The 21520-nt window shown below is 66.0% G+C and carries 18 protein-coding genes and 2 pseudogenes; 17 read left to right on the forward strand and 3 right to left on the reverse strand.

From position 1 onward, the window contains the following. Positions 1–112: 112 nt before the first annotated feature. The 13 genes from XCSCFBP4642_RS0117850 to XCSCFBP4642_RS0117910 all read left to right on the forward strand — a co-directional run bounded on the left by XCSCFBP4642_RS0117850 (position 113) and on the right by XCSCFBP4642_RS0117910 (position 17464). A complete protein-coding gene (locus XCSCFBP4642_RS0117850) occupies positions 113–1606 on the forward strand; it encodes a ribosomal protein uL16 3-hydroxylase (protein WP_029220980.1) in 1494 nt (497 codons plus the stop codon). Beyond that, the gene (locus XCSCFBP4642_RS0117855; protein ID WP_029220981.1) at positions 1603–2535 is read left to right on the forward strand and encodes a GNAT family N-acetyltransferase; all 933 of its coding nucleotides are present in this window, start codon (positions 1603–1605) and stop codon (positions 2533–2535) included. Before XCSCFBP4642_RS0117850 ends, XCSCFBP4642_RS0117855 begins: the two co-directional genes overlap by 4 nt. Positions 2536–2715: 180 nt before the next feature. Next, positions 2716–5544, forward strand: a complete 2829-nt coding sequence (locus XCSCFBP4642_RS0117860) for a 2-oxoglutarate dehydrogenase E1 component (RefSeq protein ID WP_033898508.1) — start codon at positions 2716–2718, stop codon at positions 5542–5544. A 42-nt stretch (positions 5545–5586) separates the two neighbouring features. Then, a complete protein-coding gene (sucB, locus tag XCSCFBP4642_RS0117865; RefSeq protein ID WP_029220983.1) occupies positions 5587–6783 on the forward strand; it encodes a dihydrolipoyllysine-residue succinyltransferase in 1197 nt (398 codons plus the stop codon). A gap of 111 nt (positions 6784–6894) precedes the next feature. Beyond that, positions 6895–8337: a dihydrolipoyl dehydrogenase gene (gene lpdA, locus XCSCFBP4642_RS0117870; protein WP_029220984.1), complete on the forward strand. Its 1443-nt coding sequence runs from the start codon at positions 6895–6897 to the stop codon at positions 8335–8337. 216 nt (positions 8338–8553) lie between these two features. Then, a complete protein-coding gene (locus tag XCSCFBP4642_RS0117875; protein ID WP_029220985.1) occupies positions 8554–9147 on the forward strand; it encodes an LOG family protein in 594 nt (197 codons plus the stop codon). Positions 9148–9391: 244 nt separating this feature from the next. Next, entirely contained in the window at positions 9392–9994 is a 603-nt protein-coding gene (locus XCSCFBP4642_RS0117880; protein WP_029220986.1) for an IMPACT family protein, read from the forward strand. After that, positions 9991–11760, forward strand: a complete 1770-nt coding sequence (locus tag XCSCFBP4642_RS0117885; RefSeq protein WP_029220987.1) for an ABC transporter transmembrane domain-containing protein — start codon at positions 9991–9993, stop codon at positions 11758–11760. The genes XCSCFBP4642_RS0117880 and XCSCFBP4642_RS0117885 overlap by 4 nt, the downstream gene beginning before the upstream one ends. 87 nt (positions 11761–11847) lie before the next feature. Continuing rightward, positions 11848–12747, forward strand: coding sequence for a hydrogen peroxide-inducible genes activator (locus tag XCSCFBP4642_RS0117890; RefSeq protein ID WP_029220988.1), 900 nt, complete (start codon positions 11848–11850; stop codon positions 12745–12747). A gap of 88 nt (positions 12748–12835) precedes the next feature. Continuing rightward, positions 12836–14524 carry an ATP-binding cassette domain-containing protein gene (locus XCSCFBP4642_RS0117895; protein WP_029220989.1) on the forward strand — a complete coding sequence of 563 codons (1689 nt, stop codon included), beginning with the start codon at positions 12836–12838 and terminating at the stop codon, positions 14522–14524. Continuing rightward, positions 14508–15596, forward strand: coding sequence for an HlyD family secretion protein (locus tag XCSCFBP4642_RS0117900; RefSeq protein ID WP_029220990.1), 1089 nt, complete (start codon positions 14508–14510; stop codon positions 15594–15596). Before XCSCFBP4642_RS0117895 ends, XCSCFBP4642_RS0117900 begins: the two co-directional genes overlap by 17 nt. Further along, complete coding sequence (locus tag XCSCFBP4642_RS0117905; RefSeq protein ID WP_266104007.1) at positions 15596–16996, forward strand: TolC family protein; 1401 nt, start codon at positions 15596–15598, stop codon at positions 16994–16996. The genes XCSCFBP4642_RS0117900 and XCSCFBP4642_RS0117905 overlap by 1 nt, the downstream gene beginning before the upstream one ends. 273 nt (positions 16997–17269) lie before the next feature. Beyond that, a complete protein-coding gene (locus XCSCFBP4642_RS0117910; RefSeq protein WP_029220992.1) occupies positions 17270–17464 on the forward strand; it encodes a hypothetical protein in 195 nt (64 codons plus the stop codon). Positions 17465–17667: 203 nt separating this feature from the next. Here XCSCFBP4642_RS0117910 and XCSCFBP4642_RS0117915 read toward each other — a convergent pair whose 3' ends face one another. Together XCSCFBP4642_RS0117915 and pdxY are read right to left on the reverse strand one after the other, a co-directional pair. Further along, entirely contained in the window at positions 17668–18795 is a 1128-nt protein-coding gene (locus tag XCSCFBP4642_RS0117915) for a prephenate dehydrogenase (RefSeq protein ID WP_029220993.1), read from the reverse strand. After that, positions 18792–19700 carry a pyridoxal kinase gene (pdxY, locus tag XCSCFBP4642_RS0117920; protein ID WP_029220994.1) on the reverse strand — a complete coding sequence of 303 codons (909 nt, stop codon included), beginning with the start codon at positions 19698–19700 and terminating at the stop codon, positions 18792–18794. The genes XCSCFBP4642_RS0117915 and pdxY overlap by 4 nt, the downstream gene beginning before the upstream one ends. 60 nt (positions 19701–19760) lie before the next feature. Here pdxY and XCSCFBP4642_RS25210 point away from each other — a divergent pair. The 4 genes and pseudogenes from XCSCFBP4642_RS25210 to XCSCFBP4642_RS27535 form a co-directional block, all read left to right on the forward strand. Continuing rightward, positions 19761–20127: pseudogene (locus tag XCSCFBP4642_RS25210) on the forward strand (hypothetical protein); the annotation flags it as partial. Then, the gene (locus XCSCFBP4642_RS0117930) at positions 20124–20543 is read left to right on the forward strand and encodes a phage tail protein (protein WP_029220996.1); all 420 of its coding nucleotides are present in this window, start codon (positions 20124–20126) and stop codon (positions 20541–20543) included. The pseudogene XCSCFBP4642_RS25210 and the gene XCSCFBP4642_RS0117930, both read left to right, overlap by 4 nt. Further along, on the forward strand, positions 20531–20986 hold the full coding sequence (locus XCSCFBP4642_RS0117935) for a phage virion morphogenesis protein (protein ID WP_029220997.1): 456 nt from the start codon (positions 20531–20533) through the stop codon (positions 20984–20986). The genes XCSCFBP4642_RS0117930 and XCSCFBP4642_RS0117935 overlap by 13 nt, the downstream gene beginning before the upstream one ends. A 110-nt stretch (positions 20987–21096) precedes the next feature. After that, positions 21097–21420, forward strand: coding sequence for a hypothetical protein (locus XCSCFBP4642_RS27535; RefSeq protein WP_200859709.1), 324 nt, complete (start codon positions 21097–21099; stop codon positions 21418–21420). Here XCSCFBP4642_RS27535 and XCSCFBP4642_RS28830 read toward each other — a convergent pair. Next, positions 21392–21520: pseudogene (locus XCSCFBP4642_RS28830) on the reverse strand (IS30 family transposase); the annotation flags it as partial. The gene XCSCFBP4642_RS27535 and the pseudogene XCSCFBP4642_RS28830 sit on opposite strands and share 29 nt — an antisense overlap.

Genomic DNA, 21520 nt, shown 5'->3' on the forward strand with positions numbered 1-21520 from the left:
GTTCGCGCCCTCGCTTGCAGGTGCAGATCCGGCGCAGGCATCGGACAATGGTGCCGCTACGCGCCGGCCCGGCCTGCGCCGGCACTTCATCGATCTCCTGCAAGGAACCCCCATGGCTGCACGCAAGGCAAACCCTCCCGTCATCGAAGTCCAGGCCCGTCCGGGTCAGCCGCTGGGCATGCCGGTGGAGCGCTTCCTGCGCACCTACTGGCACAAGCGCCCACTGCTGATCCGCAATGCCTTCGCGGACTTCGTCTCGCCGCTGCAGCCGGAGGACCTGGCCGGGCTGGCCTGCGAGGATGGCGTGCTGGCGCGGCTGATCAGCCACGACCGCGCCACCGATGGCTGGGACGTGCGCAGCGGCCCGTTCCAGGAAACCGACTTCCCCGGCCTGCCCGACCATGACTGGACCTTGCTGGTGCAGGACGTGGATAAATGGGACGCCGATGTGCGCGGCCTGCTGGAGCAGTTCCGTTTCCTGCCGCGCTGGCGCATCGACGACATCATGATCAGCTTCGCCGCCACCGGCGGGTCGGTCGGCGCGCATGTCGACCATTACGACGTGTTCCTGCTGCAGGGGCAGGGCCACCGCCGCTGGCAGATCGACGCACGTGCCTCGCAGGGCCGCAAGCCCACGCCGCAGGCGTTCCGCGACGATGTCGACCTCAAGCTGTTGCGCGAGTTCAAGCCCACCCACGAGTGGGTGCTGGGCCCGGGCGACATGCTGTACCTGCCGCCGCTGGTGCCGCACCACGGCGTGGCCGAAGATCCTTGCCTGACCTTCTCCATCGGCACCCGCGCGCCCTCCTCGGCCGAGCTGATCGGCGACTACCTGGACACCCTGATCGCCGATGCCGACGAGGCCGTGCGCTATCACGACGAAGACCTGAAGGTGCCGGCTGACCCGTACGAGATCGACGTCACCGCAATGAACCGCGTGGTCGCCGCGCTCAACGCGCTGCGCATGAACGACCCCGATCGCCTGGGCGACTGGTTCGGCCGCTTCATGACCACCTACCGCGCCTCCGGCGACGTGGTGCCGGCACCCGAGCCGATTCCGCGCGAGGCGGTCGAACAGGCACTGGACGAAGGCGTGGTGTTGTATCGCCACCCGTGGTCGCGGCTGGCCTGGCGGCGTGCCAAGCGCGGCGCCACCCTGTTCTGCAGCGGCCTGGAATTTGCGCTGTCGGCCAAGGACGCCGCTCGCCTGGCGGCAGCCGAAGCCATCGATGGCGCGCTCTACGGGCAGCTGTCGGCACGCGGTCGCGAAGTGGTGCTGGAGCTGCTGGCGCATGGCCATTACCAGCGCGCCCATGACGAGGCGGAGGACGACATCGAGGACATCGACGACGCACAGGCAGCTGCGCTGAGCGTGTCGGCCGATCACGACGACGCAGATGACGATGCCGATAGCGTGGAAGCCGACGACGCCATCGACCACGACGCGGACGTGGAGGAGGTCGCCGACGACGCGGACACCCCGGAGGAGCGCGTCGATGCTGCCGAAGCGGACCTCGCCGAAGTCGAGGACGAGGACGAGGACGAGGATGGCGAAGAAGATGCCTCGGACATCGACGAAGACGAAGACATCTCTCCGCGCACATGAGCCTGCACGGCCGGCCACAGATCGTTTCGCTGGACCCGGCCACCGACGCCGCCGCCCTGCGTGCGCTGCGCCTGGCCTGGGCCGGCGCGGCCCCGGGCAGTAGCGCGGAGGCCGAGTGGGACGCGCTGGACCCGCTCAGCCTGCATCTGGCCGCGCGGACCGAGGGGGGCCGACTGGTCGCCTCGGTCCGGCTGACCCCGGACCGGCGCATCGACCGGCTCGGCCTGCTGCCGGACTGGCGCCGCCGCGGCCTGTCCGACCAGCTGCTCGCCGCCGCCGTCGCCAGCGCCGCCCAGCGCGGCTGGCCTCGCCTGCAGGCCCGTGTCACCGCAGGCGCCGAGGCGGTCTTCGCACGCCAGGGTTTTCTTCCCGACGGCCCTGCGGACCTGTCACCCGACCGCAGTGCCGATGTCGGCGATGCACCCGGCACGCCGGTCCATCGCCGACTCGACGGACCGATGGCGGTGGACGACCTGCGCACGGCCCTGGCCGCCACCACCGGCCTGCTGTGCGCCGCACGCCGCCAGGTGCTGATCTATACGCGGACACTGGATCGGCCGCTGTTCGACACCCCCGCAGTGCTCGATGCGCTGCGCCGCTTCGCCACCGCCCGCCACGACAAGCGGGTGCAGGTGCTGGTGCAGGACACCGCCAGCGCCACTGCCGGCAGCAGCGCGATGCTGCGCCTGGCCCAGCGCCTGCCCAGCGTGTTCCGCTTCCGTGCAGTCAGTGACCCGGTCGATGCCAGCTATGCGTCGGCCTATGTGGTGGGCGATGACGCCTACTACTTTCGTCCAACAGGCCATCGCTTCGACGATGGCGAAACCTGGCTGTCGGGCGCGGCGCGCAGCCGCCAGCTGGAGCGCGAATTCGCGCAGATATGGGAGCGCAGCGCGCTTTGGAACGAACCGCGCGCACTCGGCATCTGAGACCGCAGCGCCCTTCGCACGTAGGCGCCAGGCGGTCGCACCTACCCGTCCGGTCAGCTGGCAGACGCCCCCTCACTAGCGCAAGGGGGTATAATTTTTCGAGATTTGAAACCGACCGACAGGGCATCTCGCTCTGCCGCTTCCGCACAATCATCCCCACAGCAGACCCGACTTACCATCGTGGATAATCTCCTAAAGCAGTTCGCGCAGTCATCGCAGCTCGCCGGCGGCAACGCCGCCTACATCGAGGATCTGTACGAGCAGTACCTCGTCGCCCCGGACAGTGTCGATCCGAAGTGGAAGAGTTATTTCGACGGCTTCAAGGGTCGCGATGCCGGGGATGTGCCGCATTCGGCCGCCATCGCCCACATTCTCTCCGCCTCCAAGCAGGCCGCCAATGCCGGAACCGGCGCCAGTGCCAGCGACGAACGCGAGCGCAACGTCGGCCGCCTGATCACCGCCTACCGCGCGCGCGGTCATCTGGGCGCGCAGCTGGACCCGCTTGGCCTGACCCCTCCGGTCAATCCGCCCGATCTGGACCTGCCGTTCCACAGCCTCTCGCAGGCGGATCTGGACAGCGAGTTCAGCACCGGCGGCGTCGGCGGCCAGCCGCGGATGAAGCTGAAGGATCTGCTGACCCGCCTGAAGGCGACCTACGCCAGCACCATCGGCGCCGAATTCATGCACATCCAGGAATTCGACCAGCGCCAGTGGATCTACAAGCGCCTGGAAGATGCCGGCGGCAAGATCGCCGGCGATGCGGCCAGCCGCAAGCGCACGCTCGAACGGCTCACCGCCGCCGAAGGCCTGGAGCGCTACCTGCATACCAAGTACGTCGGCCAGAAGCGCTTCTCGCTGGAAGGCGGCGACGCGCTGATCCCGATGATGGACGAGATCATTCGCCAGTCCGGCAACGATCAGGTCAAGGATATCGTGATCGGCATGGCCCACCGCGGCCGTCTCAACGTGTTGGTCAATACGCTGGGCAAGAACCCGCGCAAGCTGTTCGACGAGTTCGAAGGCAAGTTCGAGCATGCCCACGACGACCGCGCGCACACCGGCGACGTCAAGTACCACATGGGTTTCTCGGCCGATATCGCAGTCGGCGGCGACAAGCAGGTGCATCTGGCACTGGCGTTCAACCCCTCGCACCTGGAAATCGTCGACCCGGTCGTGGTCGGCAGCGTGCGTTCGCGCCAGGAGCGCTTCGGCGATGCCGAGCGCAAGGCCGTGCTGCCGATCCTGATCCATGGCGACGCCGCCTTCGCAGGCCAGGGCGTGGTGATGGAACTGTTCCAGATGTCGCAGGCGCGCGGTTTCGCCGTCGGCGGCACCGTGCACATCGTGGTCAACAACCAGATCGGCTTCACCACCAGCACTCGCGACGATGCCCGCTCCACGCTGTACTGCACCGACGTGGCCAAGATGATCGGCGCGCCGGTCTTCCACGTGAACGGCGACGACCCGGACGCGGTGATGTTCGTTTCCAGGCTGGCCTACGAATTCCGCCAGCAGTTCAAGAAGGACGTGGTCATCGATCTGGTCTGCTACCGCCGTTGGGGCCACAACGAAGCCGACGAACCGGCAGCGACCCAGCCGGTGATGTACCAGACCATCCGCAAGCACAAGACCACCCGCGAGCTGTATGCCGCCAAGCTGGAAAGCGACGGCGTGCTGAGCGCCGACGAGGCCAAGGCGCTGGTGGACGGCTACCGCAACAAGCTCGATTCGGGCGAATACACCACCGAACTTGCCAAGCGCAAGCCGGACGAATTCGCCATCGACTGGTCCAAATACTTGGTCGGCACCGCCGCCGATCCGGTCGACACCCGCGTCCAGCGCGAGCAGCTGGACCGTCTGGCCAAGCTGATCACCACCATTCCGGAAGGCGTCGAGCTGCATGCCCGCGTGGCGAAGATCTACGACGATCGGGTCAAGATGGCGGCAGGCGAGCAGCTTGGCGACTGGGGTTTCGCGGAGAACCTTGCCTACGCGACATTGCTGGCCGAAGGCCACAAGTTGCGCCTGGTCGGCCAGGACGCCGGTCGCGGCACGTTCTTCCACCGTCACGCGATCCTGCATGACCAGAAGACCGACAACTATTACCTGCCGCTGCGCCAGCTGGTGCAGAACCCCGAAGACGCCACCGTCATCGACTCGCTACTGAGCGAAGAAGCGGTGATGGGCTTCGAATACGGCTACTCCACCACCGACCCGAACGCACTGTGCGTGTGGGAAGCGCAGTTCGGCGACTTCGCCAACGGCGCGCAGGTGGTGATCGACCAGTTCATCGCCGCCGGCGAAGCCAAGTGGGGCCGCATTGCGGGCCTGTCGCTGTTCCTGCCGCATGGTTACGAAGGGCAAGGCCCGGAGCATAGCTCCGCACGTCTGGAGCGCTTCCTGCAGCTGTGCGCGCTGGAGAACATGCTGGTCTGCGTGCCGACCACACCGGCGCAGTGCTTCCACATGATCCGCCGCCAGATGCGCATGACCACCCGCAAGCCGCTGGTGGTGATGACGCCCAAGTCGTTGCTGCGTCACAAGCTGGCGGTATCGAGCCTGGAAGAACTGGCCGAAGGCGAGTTCCAGCATCTGATTCCCGACGCCAAGGCCGATGCCGGCAAGGTCAAGCGCGTGGTGCTGTGCTCGGGCAAGGTCTATTACGACCTGCTCGAAGACCAGACCAAGCGTGGTCAGGACGATGTGGCCGTCGTGCGCATCGAACAGCTGTATCCGTTCCCGCGTGCACAACTGGCGGCCGAGCTCAAGGGCTATGCCAACGCCACCGACGTGGTGTGGTGCCAGGAAGAACCGCAGAACCAGGGGGCGTGGTACCAGATCCGCCACCACCTGAACTTCTGCCTGGCCGGCGGCCAGAGCCTGCATTACGCCGGCCGTGCCCGTTCGCCCTCGCCTGCCGCCGGCCATATGGCCGACCACATCGCCGAACAGCAGAAGCTGGTCGCCGATGCGCTGCTCAATCCGTTCAACGACCAGGTCGCTGAATAACTCCTCTTCCCCAAAGAACGAAAACCCTAGGACGCTCCCCGAATGGCCACCGAAGTCAAAGTTCCGGTACTGCCCGAATCCGTTTCCGACGCCACCATCGCCAGCTGGCACAAGAAGGCCGGTGAAGCGGTCAAGCGCGACGAGAATCTGGTCGACCTGGAAACCGACAAGGTCGTGTTGGAAGTTCCTTCGCCGGTCGACGGCGTGCTGAAGGAAATCAAGTTCGAAGCCGGCAGCACCGTCACCAGCAACCAGATCCTGGCGATCATCGAAGAAGGCGCCGTGGCTGCGGCCGCACCGGCCGACGAGAAGAAGGCCGAGGCACCGGCGCCTGCCGCTGCTGCCCCGGCTGCTGCCGCTGCGCCTGCCGCTGCATCCAAGTCGGCTGCCGATGCGCTGCCGCCGGGTGCGCGTTTTTCCGCGATCACTCAGGGCGTGGATCCGGCCCAGGTCGAAGGCACCGGCCGGCGTGGCGCGGTGACCAAGGAAGACATCGTCAACTTCGCCAAGGCCGGCGGCGTGGGCAAGGCCTCCGGCGCCCGTCCGGAAGAGCGCGTGGCGATGACCCGCGTGCGCAAGACCATCGCCAAGCGCCTGATGGAGTCCAAGAACTCCACTGCGATGCTGACCACCTTCAACGAGGTCAACCTCGCCAAGGTCTCGGCCGCGCGCAAGGAGCTGCAGGACGAGTTCCAGAAGGCGCACGGCATCAAGCTCGGTTTCATGAGCTTCTTCGTCAAGGCGGCCGCCAACGCGCTGCAGCGCTTCCCGCTGGTCAACGCCTCGATCGACGGCGACGACATCATCTATCACGGCTACAGCGACATCTCCATCGCCGTGTCGACCGACAAGGGCCTGGTCACACCGGTGCTGCGGAATGTCGAGCGCCAGTCGTTCGCCGACGTCGAACAGGGCATCGCCGACTACGCCGCCAAGGCGCGTGCCGGCAAGCTGGGCCTGGACGACCTGCAGGGTGGCACGTTCACCATCACCAATGGCGGCACCTTCGGCTCGCTGCTGTCCACCCCGATCATCAACCCGCCGCAGAGCGCCATCCTGGGCATGCATGCGATCAAGGAACGTCCGATCGCCGAGAACGGCCAGGTCGTGATCGCCCCGATGATGTATCTGGCGCTGTCCTACGACCACCGCATCATCGACGGCAAGGACTCGGTGCAGTTCCTGGTCGACATCAAGAACCAGCTGGAAAACCCGGGCCGGATGCTGTTCGGCCTGTGATGAAAGCCGGGATTGGGGATTCGGGATTGGGGATCGGCGAGAGCCGCCCCTTCCCGGGCATCCTGCTTTTACGAATCCCCAATCCCCAATTCCCAATCTCGTGAGCGAAGAATGAGCGAACAAGAACAATTCGACGTCGTCGTCATCGGTGCCGGTCCGGCCGGTTATCACGCCGCCATCCGCGCGGCCCAGCTGGGCATGAAGGTCGCCTGCATCGACGCGGCTATCGGTAAGGATGGCAAGCCGGCGCTGGGCGGTACCTGCCTGCGCGTGGGCTGCATTCCGTCCAAGGCGCTGCTGGATTCCTCGCGCCAGTTCTGGAACATGGGTCACCTGTTCGGCGACCACGGCATCAGCTTCAACGACGCCAAGATGGACGTGCCCACCATGATCGGCCGCAAGGACAAGATCGTGAAGCAGTTCACCGGCGGCATCGCGATGCTGTTCAAGGCCAACAAGATCACCCCGTACCACGGCTTCGGCCAGCTGCTGCCGGGCAACATCGTCAAGGTGACCCAGCATGAAGGCGGCGAGATCGAGCTCAAGGGCACCAACGTGATCCTGGCGGCCGGTTCGGAGTCGATCGAACTGCCGTTCGCCAAGTTCGACGGCGACACCATCGTCGACAACGTCGGCGGCCTGGATTTCACCGCCGTTCCCAAGCGTCTGGCGGTGATCGGCGCCGGCGTGATCGGCCTGGAGCTGGGCAGCGTGTGGAAGCGCCTGGGCGCCGAGGTCACCATCCTCGAAGCGTTGCCGGACTTCCTGGCGCTGGCCGATGCTGAAGTGGCCAAGACCGCACTGAAGGAATTCAAGAAGCAGGGCCTGGACATCAAGCTCGGCGCCAAGGTCGGCAAGACCGAGATCACCGGCAGCGGCGATGCCAAGCAGGTGGTGCTCAGCTACACCGACGCTGCCGGCGAGCAGACCCTGACCGTGGACAAGCTGCTGGTGGCCGTGGGCCGCAAGGCCGCCACCAAGAACCTGCTGGCCGACGGCACCGGCGTCAAGGTCACCGACCGCGGCCAGATCGAGGTCGATGGCCATTGCCACACCGGCGTGGATGGCGTGTGGGCGATCGGCGACTGCGTGCGCGGCCCGATGCTGGCGCACAAGGGCTTCGAGGAAGGCATCGCGGTGGCCGAACTGATCGCCGGCCTGCCGGGCCACGTCAACTTCGACACTATTCCGTGGGTCATCTACACCGAGCCGGAGATTGCCTGGGTCGGCAAGACCGAGCAGCAGTTGAAGGCCGAGGGCGTCGCCTACAAGGCCGGCAGCTTCCCGTTCGCGGCGATCGGCCGTGCGGTGGCCATGGGCGAGCCGGCCGGCTTCGTCAAGGTCATCGCCGATGCCGAAACCGACCGCGTGCTGGGCATGCACCTGGTCGGCGTGGGCGTCTCCGAGCTGGTGCACGAAGGCGTGCTGACGATGGAATTCAACGGCTCGGCCGATGACCTGGCACGTATTTGCCACGCGCATCCGACGCTGTCCGAGGCGATCCACGATGCCGCGATGGCGGTGAGCAAGCGCGCGATTCATAAGGCCAACTGACCGGGATTGGTGGATTCGGGATTGGGGATTCGCAACTGCGGCTCTCCGTCCCGGCCCTCTCCGGCAATGACATGGCGCCGGGTGAAAACCCGGCGTTATGTTTTTCAAGCCAGGCAAGAACTCAAACAATTCAGCGCGCCCCCTGCCGATGGCATCACCTGCAATCAGCAGCGCTGCCTCGCTTTTACCAATCCCCAATCCCAACTCCCGAATCCCATGAAAAGCATCTGCGTCTACTGCGGCTCCAATGCCGGCAACAAACCCGCCTATGTCGAACGCGCCACTGCGCTGGGCCAGCGCATTGCTGCACAGGGCCTGCGTCTGGTCTACGGTGGCGGCAATGTTGGATTGATGGGCACGGTGGCCAATGCGGTACTGGCTGCCGGCGGCGAAGTGACTGGCGTCATTCCACAGCAGCTGGCCGATTGGGAAGTGGCGCACCGCGGGCTGACCGCGCTGGAAATCGTCGGCTCCATGCACGAGCGCAAGATGCGCATGTTCGAACTGTCAGATGCCTTCGTTGCCCTGCCCGGCGGCTTCGGCACCATGGAGGAGATCTTCGAAATGCTGACCTGGCGCCAGCTCGGCATCGGCAACAAGCCCTGCGCCTTTCTGGATATCGAAAATTTCTATGGGCCGCTGATCGGCATGATCGATCGCATGGTGGAAGAGCGCTTCCTGCACCCGGATCAGCGCACCGACCTGTGGTACGGCAGCGACATCGAGCAGATGCTGGAATGGATGCAGCATTACACGCCGGCCCAGGCCTCGAAGTGGATCGACGAGAAGCGCCGCTCCACGCTGGTGTAAACGTCAGTCGGCAAGCTTTTGATCTGCGCTGCAAGACAGCAGCATTACGACAGTGCGCGGTTGGATGCCCTGCGCGCGTCACCGCAGCGGCATCCACAAAAAACGCGGTGCCGGCCAGCAACTTCATATGCCGCAGCGTCATTGCAGGCCACCGCAGCAACTGCACCCAACACCACGCCGATCTGCGAGCTTGTAACCGCAGTCACGACGGCCCGCAGCAACCGCCACCCCCGCCTCGCATAGAATGACGGCGATGCTCGATACCCTTGCCGCTGACGCGCACCACAGCCTGGACATCAAGCACAGCCGCTTTCTGGCCCACGCCGGTGTACTGGACTCTCCCGCGCAGGCGCTGGAGATCGTGCAGCGCGTGTCGGTGCGCGCTGCCACTCACAACTGCTGGGCCTACCGCTTCGGGCAGGAGTACCGTTCCAGCGATGATGGCGAGCCCAGCGGGACGGCGGGCAGGCCGATCCTGGCGGCGATCGATGGCCAGGGTCTCGATCGCGTGGTGGTGGTGGTCACCCGTTGGTACGGCGGCATCAAGCTCGGTGCCGGTGGATTGGTGCGCGCCTATGGCGGCACTGCCGCCGAGTGCCTGCGGCTGGCGACGCGGCGGCCATTGATCGCACTGACGCTGCTCGATCTGCACTGTCGGTTCGACGACCTGGGGCTGGTGCATGCCGCCTTGGTCGCCTCCCATGCCGACAGGCTGGACGAGCGTTTTGATGCCGATGGCGCGGCATTGCGCGTGCAAGTGCCTGCAGATCGGCTTGCAGGCTTGAAAACCCGTCTGTGCGACGCCACTCGCAACCGTGTCCACCTCTCAACACCGGAAGCCGCATGAATCAGCCAGCCGCCGCCAGGCCCAATCCATTGCGGAAGCTTGGCAGCCTGCGCACCCTGTGGCCGTTCGTGCAGCGCCAGCGCGGGTTGTTCGCCGCATGGCTGATTGCGCTGGCGATTTCCTCGGCGGCCACGCTCAGCCTGCCGGCCGCGGTCAAGCGCATGATCGACCACGGCTTCTCCGGCGGGGCGCAGATCAACCAGGCATTCGCCCTGCTGTTCGCGGTTGCGGTGGTACTGGCAGTGGCCACGGCGGCGCGGTTCTACTTCGTCTCGCTGCTGGGCGAAAAGGTCGTCGCCGACCTGCGTGGCCGCCTGTATGCGCACCTGATCGGGCTGGACGCCGGCTTTCACGACCGCAGCCGTAGCGGCGAACTGGTGTCGCGGCTGTCGGCCGACAGCGAACTGCTGCGCGGTTTGATCGGCACCACCATGTCGGTGGCGTTACGCAGCTCGGTGACGGTGATCGGCAGCATGGTGATGCTGCTGATTACCAGCCCGCGCCTGGCCGGCTTCACTCTGATCGGCATCCCGCTGGCGGTGCTGCCGATCGTGCTGGGCGCGCGCCGGCTGCAGAAGATCTCGCGCGCCAGCCAGGACCGCGTGGCCGATGCCAATACGCTGGCCGCCGAAACCCTGGGCGCGGTGCGCACCGTGCAGGCGCATGCGCGCGAGCAGTACGAGAGCCAGCGTTTCAGCCAGGCGCTGTTGTCCGCCATCGACACGGCACGGCTGCGGGTGCGTACCCAGGCAGGCGTCACCGCGGTGGCGATCATGCTGATCTTCGGCGCCATCGTCGGCGTGCTGTGGCTGGGCGCGCACGACGTGGTGTCCGGCCGCATGACTCCAGGCACGCTGGGCCAGTTCGTGCTGTATGCCCTGATCGGCGGCGGTTCGGTCGGCGCATTGGCCGAGGTCTGGAACGAGCTGCAGCGCGCAGCTGGCGGCATGGGCCGCGTCGGCGAACTGCTCGACGAACAGCCGGCGATCGTGGCACCGCCCACGCCCACGCCGTTGCCGCAGCCGCTGCATGGTGCGATCCATTTCGACCAGGTGGTGTTCCATTACCCGCAGCGCCCCGATGCACCGGCACTGGATCGCTTCGACCTGCATGTCCGCCCCGGCGAGACGGTGGCTCTGGTCGGCCCCTCCGGCGCCGGCAAGAGCACGGTGCTGTCGATGCTCCTGCGCTTCCATGACCCGGTGCGTGGCCACGTGCGCATCGACGAGGTGGACCTGCGCGACACCGACCCGGTGCGCTTGCGCGAACACATTGCGCTGGTGCCGCAGCAACCCACCCTGTTCGCCGCCAGTGCCGCCGACAACATCCGCTACGGCCGGCTGCAGGCCAGCGACGCGGAGGTGGAAGCCGCCGCCGCGGCTGCCGAAGCCGATGTCTTCATCCGGGCGCTGCCGCAGGGCTACGCCAGCGAACTGGGCGAGCGCGGCACGCGCCTGTCCGGCGGCCAGCAACAACGCGTGGCGATTGCGCGTGCCTTGCTCAAGGACGCGCCGATCCTGCTGTTGGACGAGGCCACCAGCGCACTGGATGCGCAGAGCGAACGCGCCGTGCAACAAGCGCTGGACCGGCTCATGCAGGGCCGCACCACCCTGGTCATCGCGCACCGCCTGGCCACCGTGCTCAAGGCCGACCGCATCGTGGTCATGGACGCCGGCCGCATCGTCGCGCAGGGCACCCACGCACAGCTGGTCGCCGAAGGCGGCCTGTATGCAGAATTGGCGCGGCTGCAGTTCATCGATCAATGACTGCTGGATGAGGCCCTCGCCGGCTGCCATGTTTCGCGGCCCGACGCGGGCGGCGTGCCCCGCTCCACCCAACGCACTAAGCTCGCCATGGCCCGCCCCAGAACCACCATCCGCCAGCTCAGCTATTTCGTCGCACTGGCCGACACCGGCAGCTTTACCCGCGCAGCCGAGCAGATGGGCGTCTCGCAACCGTCGCTGTCGCAACAGATTCGCGCGCTGGAGACCATCATCGGCGCGCCGCTGTTCGAACGTGGTGTGCCGGCGATCCTGACCCCGCTGGGACGCGACCTGCGCGACCGCTCGCGCAGCATCCTGCTGGACGTGGCCGACCTGGAAGACGTGCGCGCCACCTCGGCCGATACCCTGATCGGCACCATCCGGCTCGGCGTCTCGCCAACCCTGGGCGCCTATCTGATGCCCAGCCTGGTGGCGCGCCTGCACCGCGAGCACCCGGCGCTGCGCGTGCACGTGCGCGAAGGCCTGCCGACCATGCTCGCCAGCGACCTGGCCAACGGCGTACACGATCTGATTCTGGCGCAGTTGCCGGTAGCCGGCCGCAGCCTGCACAGCGAGCGCCTGTTCCGCGAGCCGTTGCACGTGACCATGGCCGCCGATCACCCGCTGCGCAGCAAACGCTGCATCACCCCCGCCGATCTGCGCGGCGCCAACCTGCTCACGCTGATGCCGGAATATCGCCTGGCCGAACAAGTGGCCGCGATTGCGATGGATGTCGGCGCGCACGTGCTGCGCGATTACGAAGGCACGAGTCTTGATGCGATCCGACAGATGGCCGGCATGGGCATGGGCCTGGCGCTGCTGCCGGACCTGTACGTGCGCCAGGAAATCCGCGAAGGCGACGATGTGGTGGTGCGCCCGATCAAGGGCGGCCGCTACTACCGCGACATCGGCCTGCTCTGGCGCCAGGGCGCAGGGCGTGCGCCCGCGTTCGGTTTGATCGCCGAGTTGCTGCGCGCCGCAGCCGCATAGGAAAATCCTATACAACGGATAAGCGCACCGGCCTTGTCCTGTCGCCGTAACTCGTCAATGCTTCACTGAACTCATCAATGGATAGTCAATGGCGGCGCAGCGGATCGGATGGCGGGAAGCGGTGGCTTGGCTGGCGGAAATCGTCGGGCCGGACATGCCGTATGTGCGTCTTGCCCTGGTGTATGGCGTTGCGATCAGCCTGCTGTCGCTGGCCACCCCCATCTCGGTGCAACTACTGATCAACAGCGTCGCCAACACCGCGCTGCCCACGCCGTTGTGGACCCTGTCCGGCCTGTTGCTGGGCCTGTTGTTGCTGGTGGCGGCCTTGAGCGCAATGCGGGTGTGGGTGATGGCGTTGTTCGAGCGCCGCCTGTTCGCGCGGGTGGTGGCGGAAATCACCGTGCGCGCGGTGCATGCGCAGAACCCGTTCTTCGCCGATCAGAACCGCGGCGACGTGTTCAACCGCTACTTCGATCTGGTGGTGGTGCAAAAAGCGGTGCCCAGCCTGGCGGTCGGTGCCTTCACCATCATGCTGCAGTCGGCGGTGGGCCTGATCGTCACCAGCTTCTACCACCCGTTCTTCCTGGGTTTCAACGCGCTGTTGCTGCTGACCATCTTCTCGATCTGGATGATCTGGTCGCGTGGCTCGATCCGCTCGGCGGTGGAACTGAGCCATGCCAAGCACAACGCCGCGCACTGGCTGGAGAGCGTTGGCGGCTCCAACGGGTTCTATAAATCCAGCCGCCACCTCAACTTTGCGATGGACCGCTCCGAAGCGGTGACGGCCGCCTATGTGGCGCGGCATCGGCGCCATTTCCGCTACACCTTCACCCAGACGCTGGCGTTCCTGCTCACCTATGCGGTGGCCAGCGCGGCGTTGCTGGCACTGGGCGGCAGCCTGATCCTGCGCGGCGAGCTGTCGATCGGCCAGCTGGTGGCGGCCGAGCTGATCCTGAGCGCGGTGTTCTACGGCATTGCGCAGCTGGGCACCTATCTGGACGTGTTCTACGACCTGGTCGCCAGCGCGGAGGAATTGTCGCTGCTGTACGCCATCCCGCAGGAGCGTCCGGTGGTGGCCGCCGGCGAAGCGCCGGGCAACAGTGCGGTGCGCCTGGATGGCGTGGTGATCGAGGGCGCGCGTTTCGATTTCGCGCTGCAAGCCGGGGAGCAGCTGGTCACCCTGGCCGACGGCGGTGCCGACCGCCTGCTCGCTATGGTGCTCAAGCGCCACGTCGTTCCCGACCGCGGGCTGGTGATGGTGGGCGGCGCCGACATGGCCACCTTCGACATGTACCTGCTGCGCTCGGAAGTCACCGTGCTCGACCGGCCGACCATCGTGGAGGTCACCATTCGCGAATACCTGGCGATGGCCGCCGCCGACGTGACATCCGATGCGATGCTTCAGGCGATCGATGCGGTGGGCCTGCGCGCGCGCATCGCCGCGTTGCCGCAAGGCCTGGACACCCGCCTCGCCGCATCCGGTTTCCCGTTGTGGATCGGCGATGTCATGGCGCTGAAACTGGCCAATGCGCTGCTGGTGCGCCCGCGGGTGCTGATGTTGTCGCAACTGTATGACCTGCTTCCGGCAGAACGTCTGACCCGGGTCCTGCGGCGCTTGAAGGACGCAGGAACCACGGTGCTGCTGTGCACCGGCCGGCCGGAGGACATCACCCTGGACGGCTGGTTCCGTCTGGAACCGGAGCGTCAGCAGCGCTACGCCACGCGTGCGGAACTGATCGCATCCACCCAGGAGGCGACCCATGCAGCACGCCTCTGACCGGATCGCGCACTTCCCCACCCTGGCGGCGATGCGCCCGCCCAGCATCGCCAGGGCGTTGGCCTGGATGCTGCTGATCGGCGTTGCCATTGCCGGCGCCATCCTGGCGTTTGCGCCCTGGGTGCAGACCGCCAGCGGCAAGGGCCAGGTGGTCTCGCTGGATCCGGGCGACCGCCAGCAGCAGGTCACCGCCTTCGTGCCTGGCCGTGTCGAGCGCTGGTATGTGCACGATGGCCAGCACGTGTCCGAGGGCGACCCGATCGCTCGGGTCGGCGACCTGGACCCGGACCTGCTCACCCGGCTTGCCAGCGAACGTGCGCAGGTGGCGGCGGAGATCACCGCCATCCAGCAATCGCGCGCGGTGGCCAGCATCGATGTGGAGCGTAGCCGGCAACTGCTTGCCGAAGGCCTGGCCGGCCGTCGCGACTTCGAGCTGACCCAGATCAAGGTGGCCGAAGCCGATGCCAAACTGGCCGAATCGCGCGCCAAGCTGACCCGCATCGACATCCAGTTGAATCGCCAGTCCGCGCAATTGGTGCGCGCCCCGCGCGATGGTCGCGTGCAGCAGCTCAACGCCGCCAGCGGCAGCGCGATGGTGTCGCCAGGCACCGTGCTGGCCGTGATCGCACCCGAGCGCGTGGAGCGCGCGGTGGAGCTGTACATCGACGGCCGCGATGTGCCCCTGATCCGTCTGGGCCGACCGGTGCGGCTGGAGTTCGAAGGCTGGCCGGCGATCCAGTTCAGCGGCTGGCCGTCGGTGGCGCACGGCATGTTCGACGGCCGCGTGCGGGCGATCGACCCCAATGCCGCGCCGGACGGGCTGTTCCGCATCCTGGTCGAGCCGATGCCGGGCAAGCCGGCCTGGCCGGCGCAGGAATTCGCCCGCCAGGGCGGCAAGGTGCGCGGCTGGGTGCAGGGCGAAACGGTGCGGGTAGGCTATGAATTATGGCGCCAGCTCAACAACTTCCCGCTGGAATTCGGCCGGCGTCCGGCTGCGACCACGCAGGACGAGGGCAAGGCCAAGCCGGCAGCCGGCGACAAGTCCGAAGACGACGCGACGGGCAAGAAGTGATGCGCCGTCTTGCTGCCCTGCTGATCGCACTCTGCCCCGGTGCGGCATTCGCCCAGGCCACGCCGTTGAGCCTGGACGAGGTGCTGCAATCGTCGGCGCGCTCTGCGCCGCAGATCATCGAGTCGCTGGCCAAGGTCCGCCAGGCCGAAGGCAAGGGCATCTCCGCCGACGGCGCCTTCGATACCGTGTTCGATATCGAAGGACGCTCGCGCGAGGCCGGCTACTACGACGGCAGCACCATCGAAACCGGCGTCAAGCGTCCGTTCGAGGAAAACGGCGGCTATTACTACGGCGGCTACCGCTCCTCGCGTGGCGCGTTTCCGGTCTACGAAGACAAGTCCTACACCGACCGCGGCGGCGAAGTGAAGGTCGGCGCGCTGTATGCGCTGTTGCGCGATCGCGTGATCGACGAACGCCGCACCAAGCGCAGCGTTGCCAGCGCCGACATCGATGTTGCCCGGTACGAGGCGGAGATGGTGGCGATCGGGGTGCAACGGCGTGCGGTGGACGCCTACCAGAGCTGGGTCGCTGCCGGATTGAAACTGCGTGCCTACAGGGATCTGCTGGAACTGGCCGAGCGCCGCCGCAACGCGATCTCGCGGCAGGTGACGCTGGGCGCGCGCCCCACGATCCTGTTGACCGAGAACGACCAGAACCTGGTGCGCCGGCGCGCCCTGGTGGTGCGCTCGGAGCAGGATTTCGCCAACGCGGCCAATGCCTTGTCGCTGTACCTGCGCGATGACGCGGGCATGCCGATGATCGTCTCCGACGAGCGCCTGCCGGCCGACACGTCCGCGCTGGAAGGGCTGGCCGGCGCCAGCAAGATCACCGCGCCGGTCGAGCGCCCGGACTACCGCGCCGTGCTGACCCGCATCGACCAGGCCACCGCGCGGCTGATGCTGGCGCAGAACGATCTGAAGCCGCGCCTGGATGTGAGCGTGGAAGTCAGCAAGGACCTGGGCCCGCCCGGCGTGGGTGGCCCCAACCGCTCGCCCACCGATGCCATCATCGGGTTCCGCTTCAGCGTGCCGCTGGAGAACCGCGCCGCCAAGGGTCGCGTGGCCGAAGCGCGTGCCGAGATCGAAGCGCTGGATCAGCGCAGCCGCTTCCTGCGCGACCAGATCTCGGTCGAAGTCGAATCGATCGTCATCTCGCTCAACGCCGCCGAACGGCTGGCCAGGATCGCCGATGAGGAACGTGGCCTGGCCGACCGCCTGGCCGCTGCCGAACGGCGCCGCTTCGAACTGGGGTCGGGTGACTTCTTCCTGGTCAACCAGCGCGAAGAAACCGCCAACGACGCCCGCGTGCGCCTGATCGATGCGGAAGCACGCATCGCCTCGGCACGCGCGGAACTGGCAGCGGCCACTGCCGATCGGGATGCGCTGCAGTTGCGACGCTGAATGGGGTTGCGTGTGTGTGCATGCATGCACACACGTAAGCAAGCAGAAGCAATCAATCCGTCCGGGTCGATGGAGTGACAGCACGGCGGTTCCATCGGATTGGGCCGCCTGCCGACACTGTCGAGAGCGTTTTTCGCATCGAGAGCAGGCGAAAATTCTCCCTGCCCACACAACGCAATGACTCCTCAATAACATCAACGTGCGCATGCTCGGCCATGCAGCCTCGCGTTTATCGCTGGATGCGCTGCAACCCTGAAGTCTTCGGAGGTCATTATGTCTTTCCGGCAATTTCCCGCGGTCGATGCGGATGGCGAACCCTATGTGATCGTCGAGTTCCGCGACGAGCAGGCTTCCCGACCCAACATCCAGTCCACTCCACGCTATGAATTGCCCGATGGTCGCCACCTGCAGCGACAGGGCCAGCGCTTCGTCACCGACGGCGGCGAGTTGCGCCTGGCTGCCGCCTGATCGGCCTGGTCATTTTTTGACCACACTGTAACCAGCCCTTGTAGTGCAAGGGCTGCGCACTGTTATCCACATGCGTGTGTAGATTTCATCCACATCCCATGTGGATGAAACCGCCGTGCCCAGGTGGGCAAACGCAGTCGCGCGCACATCGGCCTCAGAGACGCTGTCCGCTAACACCAAACCCACACATCACAGCTCCACACTCATTCAGCCCGGTCCGAGCGCTCCAGCACGCGTCCGATCCCGCTTTGGTCGATCGCGTCCGCCGCTTGCGCCAAGGCGGCACGATCGCTCTGCTGCTCGAACCCGATCCGGAAATGCAGCTCGCCTGCCGGTGTACGCGACGAATGAATCGATGCCAGGTTCACTCCATGCCGTTCGAAGATATGCAGCAATGCCCGCAGCGAGCCGGGCTGGTCTTCGGGCAGGTACACGCTCAGCGTCAGCGGCTCGGTGAGGTCGGCCAGCAGGTAACCCACCCGCTCGTAGGTGTAGTTGCCGGCAGCCACCGCGTCGTGTTGCAGAGCCAGCGCGTTGTCGTCCAGAAAGCGTTGGCGGAACTGTGTACGCGCCGCCTCATCGCCCTGCGCCACCAGCGCGCGCAACTGCTGCAGGTGCGTCAACAGCCGGTCGAGCATTTCGCCTACATAAGGATTGCCGAACTGGATGTCTTCGTAGATCGCCGGATTGAGCGAAAGGATGCGCGCGATGACCGCGGTATCCAATTCGAACGAAGCCGACCGGTAGGGCATCAGCGACTGCAACTCGCCCAGCCGCGGCGCGTAGTCGCGCAAGGTGCCGGCCTGTGCCAGATGGGTGGCGTGCACCATCGCCTGCACCAGTGCCATCACCCGGTCGTGGTGCTCGGGAGTTGCGTCAACGCGCTGCGCCTGCAAGGCCGTGCACAGCGTCTGCACCCACGCCGACCAGCGCTGCAGGCGCGCCTCGCAGACCACCATCACCCTGCCCTTCAAGGTCGGCGACTTGGGCGGCGCGGTCATCGGATGCAGGCCGACCACCTCGGCCGATGACGCCAGCATCGCCGCCACCGGCGCCTGCTTGATCGAGGTGACATCCATCCACAACTGCGAGGCCGCACGTGGCCCGGCCAGGACGACATAGCGTTGAATCAGCGCCGCGGTGTGGCGGATCGGCGCCGAGAAGATCAGCACATCGGCCTGCTGTGCCAGCGTCGCCTCGTCCATGCCGCCGGCCTCGGCCGGATCGAAGCCGATCACCTGCAGCTGCATGCGCGTGCGCAGGAACTGCGCCAGCCATCGTCCATAGGCGCCGGCAATGCCGACGATGCCGACGACCGGCTGGGCGATCATGCCAGGCGCTCGAAGGCGAAGCGTGGCCCCGCCGCCAGGGCGGCCGGAGCGGCAGCCAGCACATCGAATTCCTCGACCCCCGCCGCCAGCGTGGCTTCCAGCGCGCCATGCACCCCGCTGAGTGCGTGGCCCACCGCCTGCTCGAACGGCAACCCGCGCAGCAGGCCTCCGATCAGCAGCGCCATCAGCACATCGCCGGTACCGGCAACATCCACCGGCAGGTGCGGGCTGGCCCAGCGATACACCGCCACGTCGCTGACCGCCAACGTCACCAGCTCGCCGGCGGCACCGGCCACGCTGTGCGCAAGCACCCACTGCGGCCCACGTGCCAGCAGTGCACGCGCGGCGACGATGGCATCGTCCTGTTGCAGGCTAGGCAAGCCGGTCAGCCGCCCCAGCTCGAACGCATTGGGCGTGACCAGCCAGGCATGCGGCAGCAGCCGCTCGGCGAACACACGCTCCAGTCCGGGTTCGACATACGGGCCGGTGTGCGTGTCGCCGATCACCGGGTCCAGGCAATAGCGCAGCTGCGGCGCCTGCGGCAAGGTCTGCTCCAGCCAATCGGCGAAGGCTTCGCCATTGGCCAGGCTGCCGAAATAGCCGGACACCAGCATGCGCGCACGCTGCGGCAGGCCGCGCTCGGTGGCACCCAGCAACAGGTCGGCCAGCCAGTCGGCCGGCAGGATGCGGCCACGCAAGGTGGCATAGAACGGCCCATTGCTCAGCAGCGTGGTAGGCACTTCCGCCACACGCAGGCCCAGCGCGCGCAGCGGCGGCACCGCAGCGCTGTTGCCGGCATGGCCATAGACCAGCTGCGATTGCACCGAGATCACATCGATCGGCGAAGGACCCTCCGGACGCTGGCGGCGACCGTGGACCAGATGACTGTCGGGAACATTGTTCATCGCCGCATTTTACGCCAGCGCCACGGCTCCGAACGCAAGCAGGCGCCAGACGAAAAAGCTGCCGCCATCGCCAAGCGCGACAGCGCAAGGGGTTCCCACAAGAACCGTTGTTGAGTACGTCGACCGCGTGCAGCTCGTGCGCGAAGCCGGCGCCATCATTACCCGCTAGATCCCGATCTATGTCACCCAGAAAGCCGATGCTGCTTGCGCTATCCCTACTGGCTTTGTGCGGCTGCACGACGCCGCCGCCACGGGCCACTCTGCCGGGCCGTCCGCCGGAGATCCTGATGCGCCGGCCGCCGGCGTTACGCTCTCTGGCATCGCCAGCACCGTCTCCGACAACTACACCAGCTGCCACGCCACCGCCGCGCAGCTGAGCGCGCTGCAGGACTGGATCGACCTGCACGCAGCGGAGCCGGCGCCATGATCAAGCCCGCCAGCCTGCGCGCGCATCTGGTCGCGGCATTGCCGGAGCTAGCGCGTGATGCCGATCGGCTGCTGGTGTTCATCGACGCTGGCAGCCTGGTCAGCACATTCCAGCCTGGGCTCTCGTTCGAGTACCAGTACACGCTCAACCTGATTCTGACCGACTACGCAGATCACCCCGATAGCATGATGCTGCCGTTGCTCGAATGGGTGCAGGTCAATCAGTCCGAGCTGCTGTCCAATCCTGCGCGACGCGGCGAGATTGCCTTCGAGGCCGACCTCCTCGCCAACGATGCCGTGGATCTGTCGATCAAGTTGCCGCTGACCGAACGTGTCGTCGTGACCGCCAAGAACGGTGGCGGCTACGACATGACGCATGCGCCTGAGCCGGTGATCGATCCCACATGGATGAGCTGACCGCGCTGGAGACCTGGGCCGCGCCATTGCTGGCCCGGCTGCAGGAGGGAGAGCGCCGCAAGCTCGCGCGCAAGACCGGCACCGCGCTGCGGCGCTCCCAGAGCCAGCGCATCGGCCGACAGCAGGCGCCAGACGGGACGCCCTACGCACCGCGCAAGGAGCCGCTGCGCGACAAGTCCGGCAGAGTCAAACGCAAGAAGATGTTTGCCAAGCTGCGGCAAGCCAAGTTCCTGAAGGTCAGCGCGAGTCCCAACGAGGTGAGCGTCGGATTCATAGGGCGTGTCTCGCATATCGCGCGTGTCCATCAAGAGGGACAGGAGGGCAATGTACGACCAGGTGGCCCCAAAGCGATGTATGCAAAAAGAGTAATACTAGGTTTAACCACAGAAGAAAGGAATGCAATCTGTAACTCGCTAGGTCTGCACTTGGCAAGAAGGTCGTGATCGCGCGGCTTCGAAAGGAAAATATCTGTTGACATTCGCGAAAAAAATGTAATCAATGCATTAAATGGATCTCATTTATATTTCATTAATGTATTGCGCGAGGAGGCTTGATGAAAAAAAAATATGTCTTTGCTGTTGCGGGATTGATTACGGCTGCGCTAATTACTTTTTTATTTATGAAGCCCTCGCAATTGGCGGATGCATCGCGCGGTTCACTAAGTGAAACTGAAACACGCAGGGTTGAAGAAGATTCGATTCCCGGAAGGGAAAGTAGTCACGCCAAACAGCGGGTGTCGGACTGGGCGTCAAAGGCGTCAGATGAGATCTATCGAAATTTCCACGACACTAAAAGCCGCGCGGAGACAGGTGATGCTGCTGCACAACGACAGCTGGCAGAGGGCGGTCTCAACTTGCAAGTGCAACACGTGAGTTGAATTGAGCGATCTCTTCTTCCAGCGCCTGGTTCGGCGTCTTCCAGCCAAGCGTCTGCCGTGGCCGGGCGTTCATCAGGTCGGCGACGTTGTTGAGATACTC

It is taken from the genome of Xanthomonas cassavae CFBP 4642, from assembly GCF_000454545.1.
GTDB lineage: Bacteria > Pseudomonadota > Gammaproteobacteria > Xanthomonadales > Xanthomonadaceae > Xanthomonas > Xanthomonas cassavae.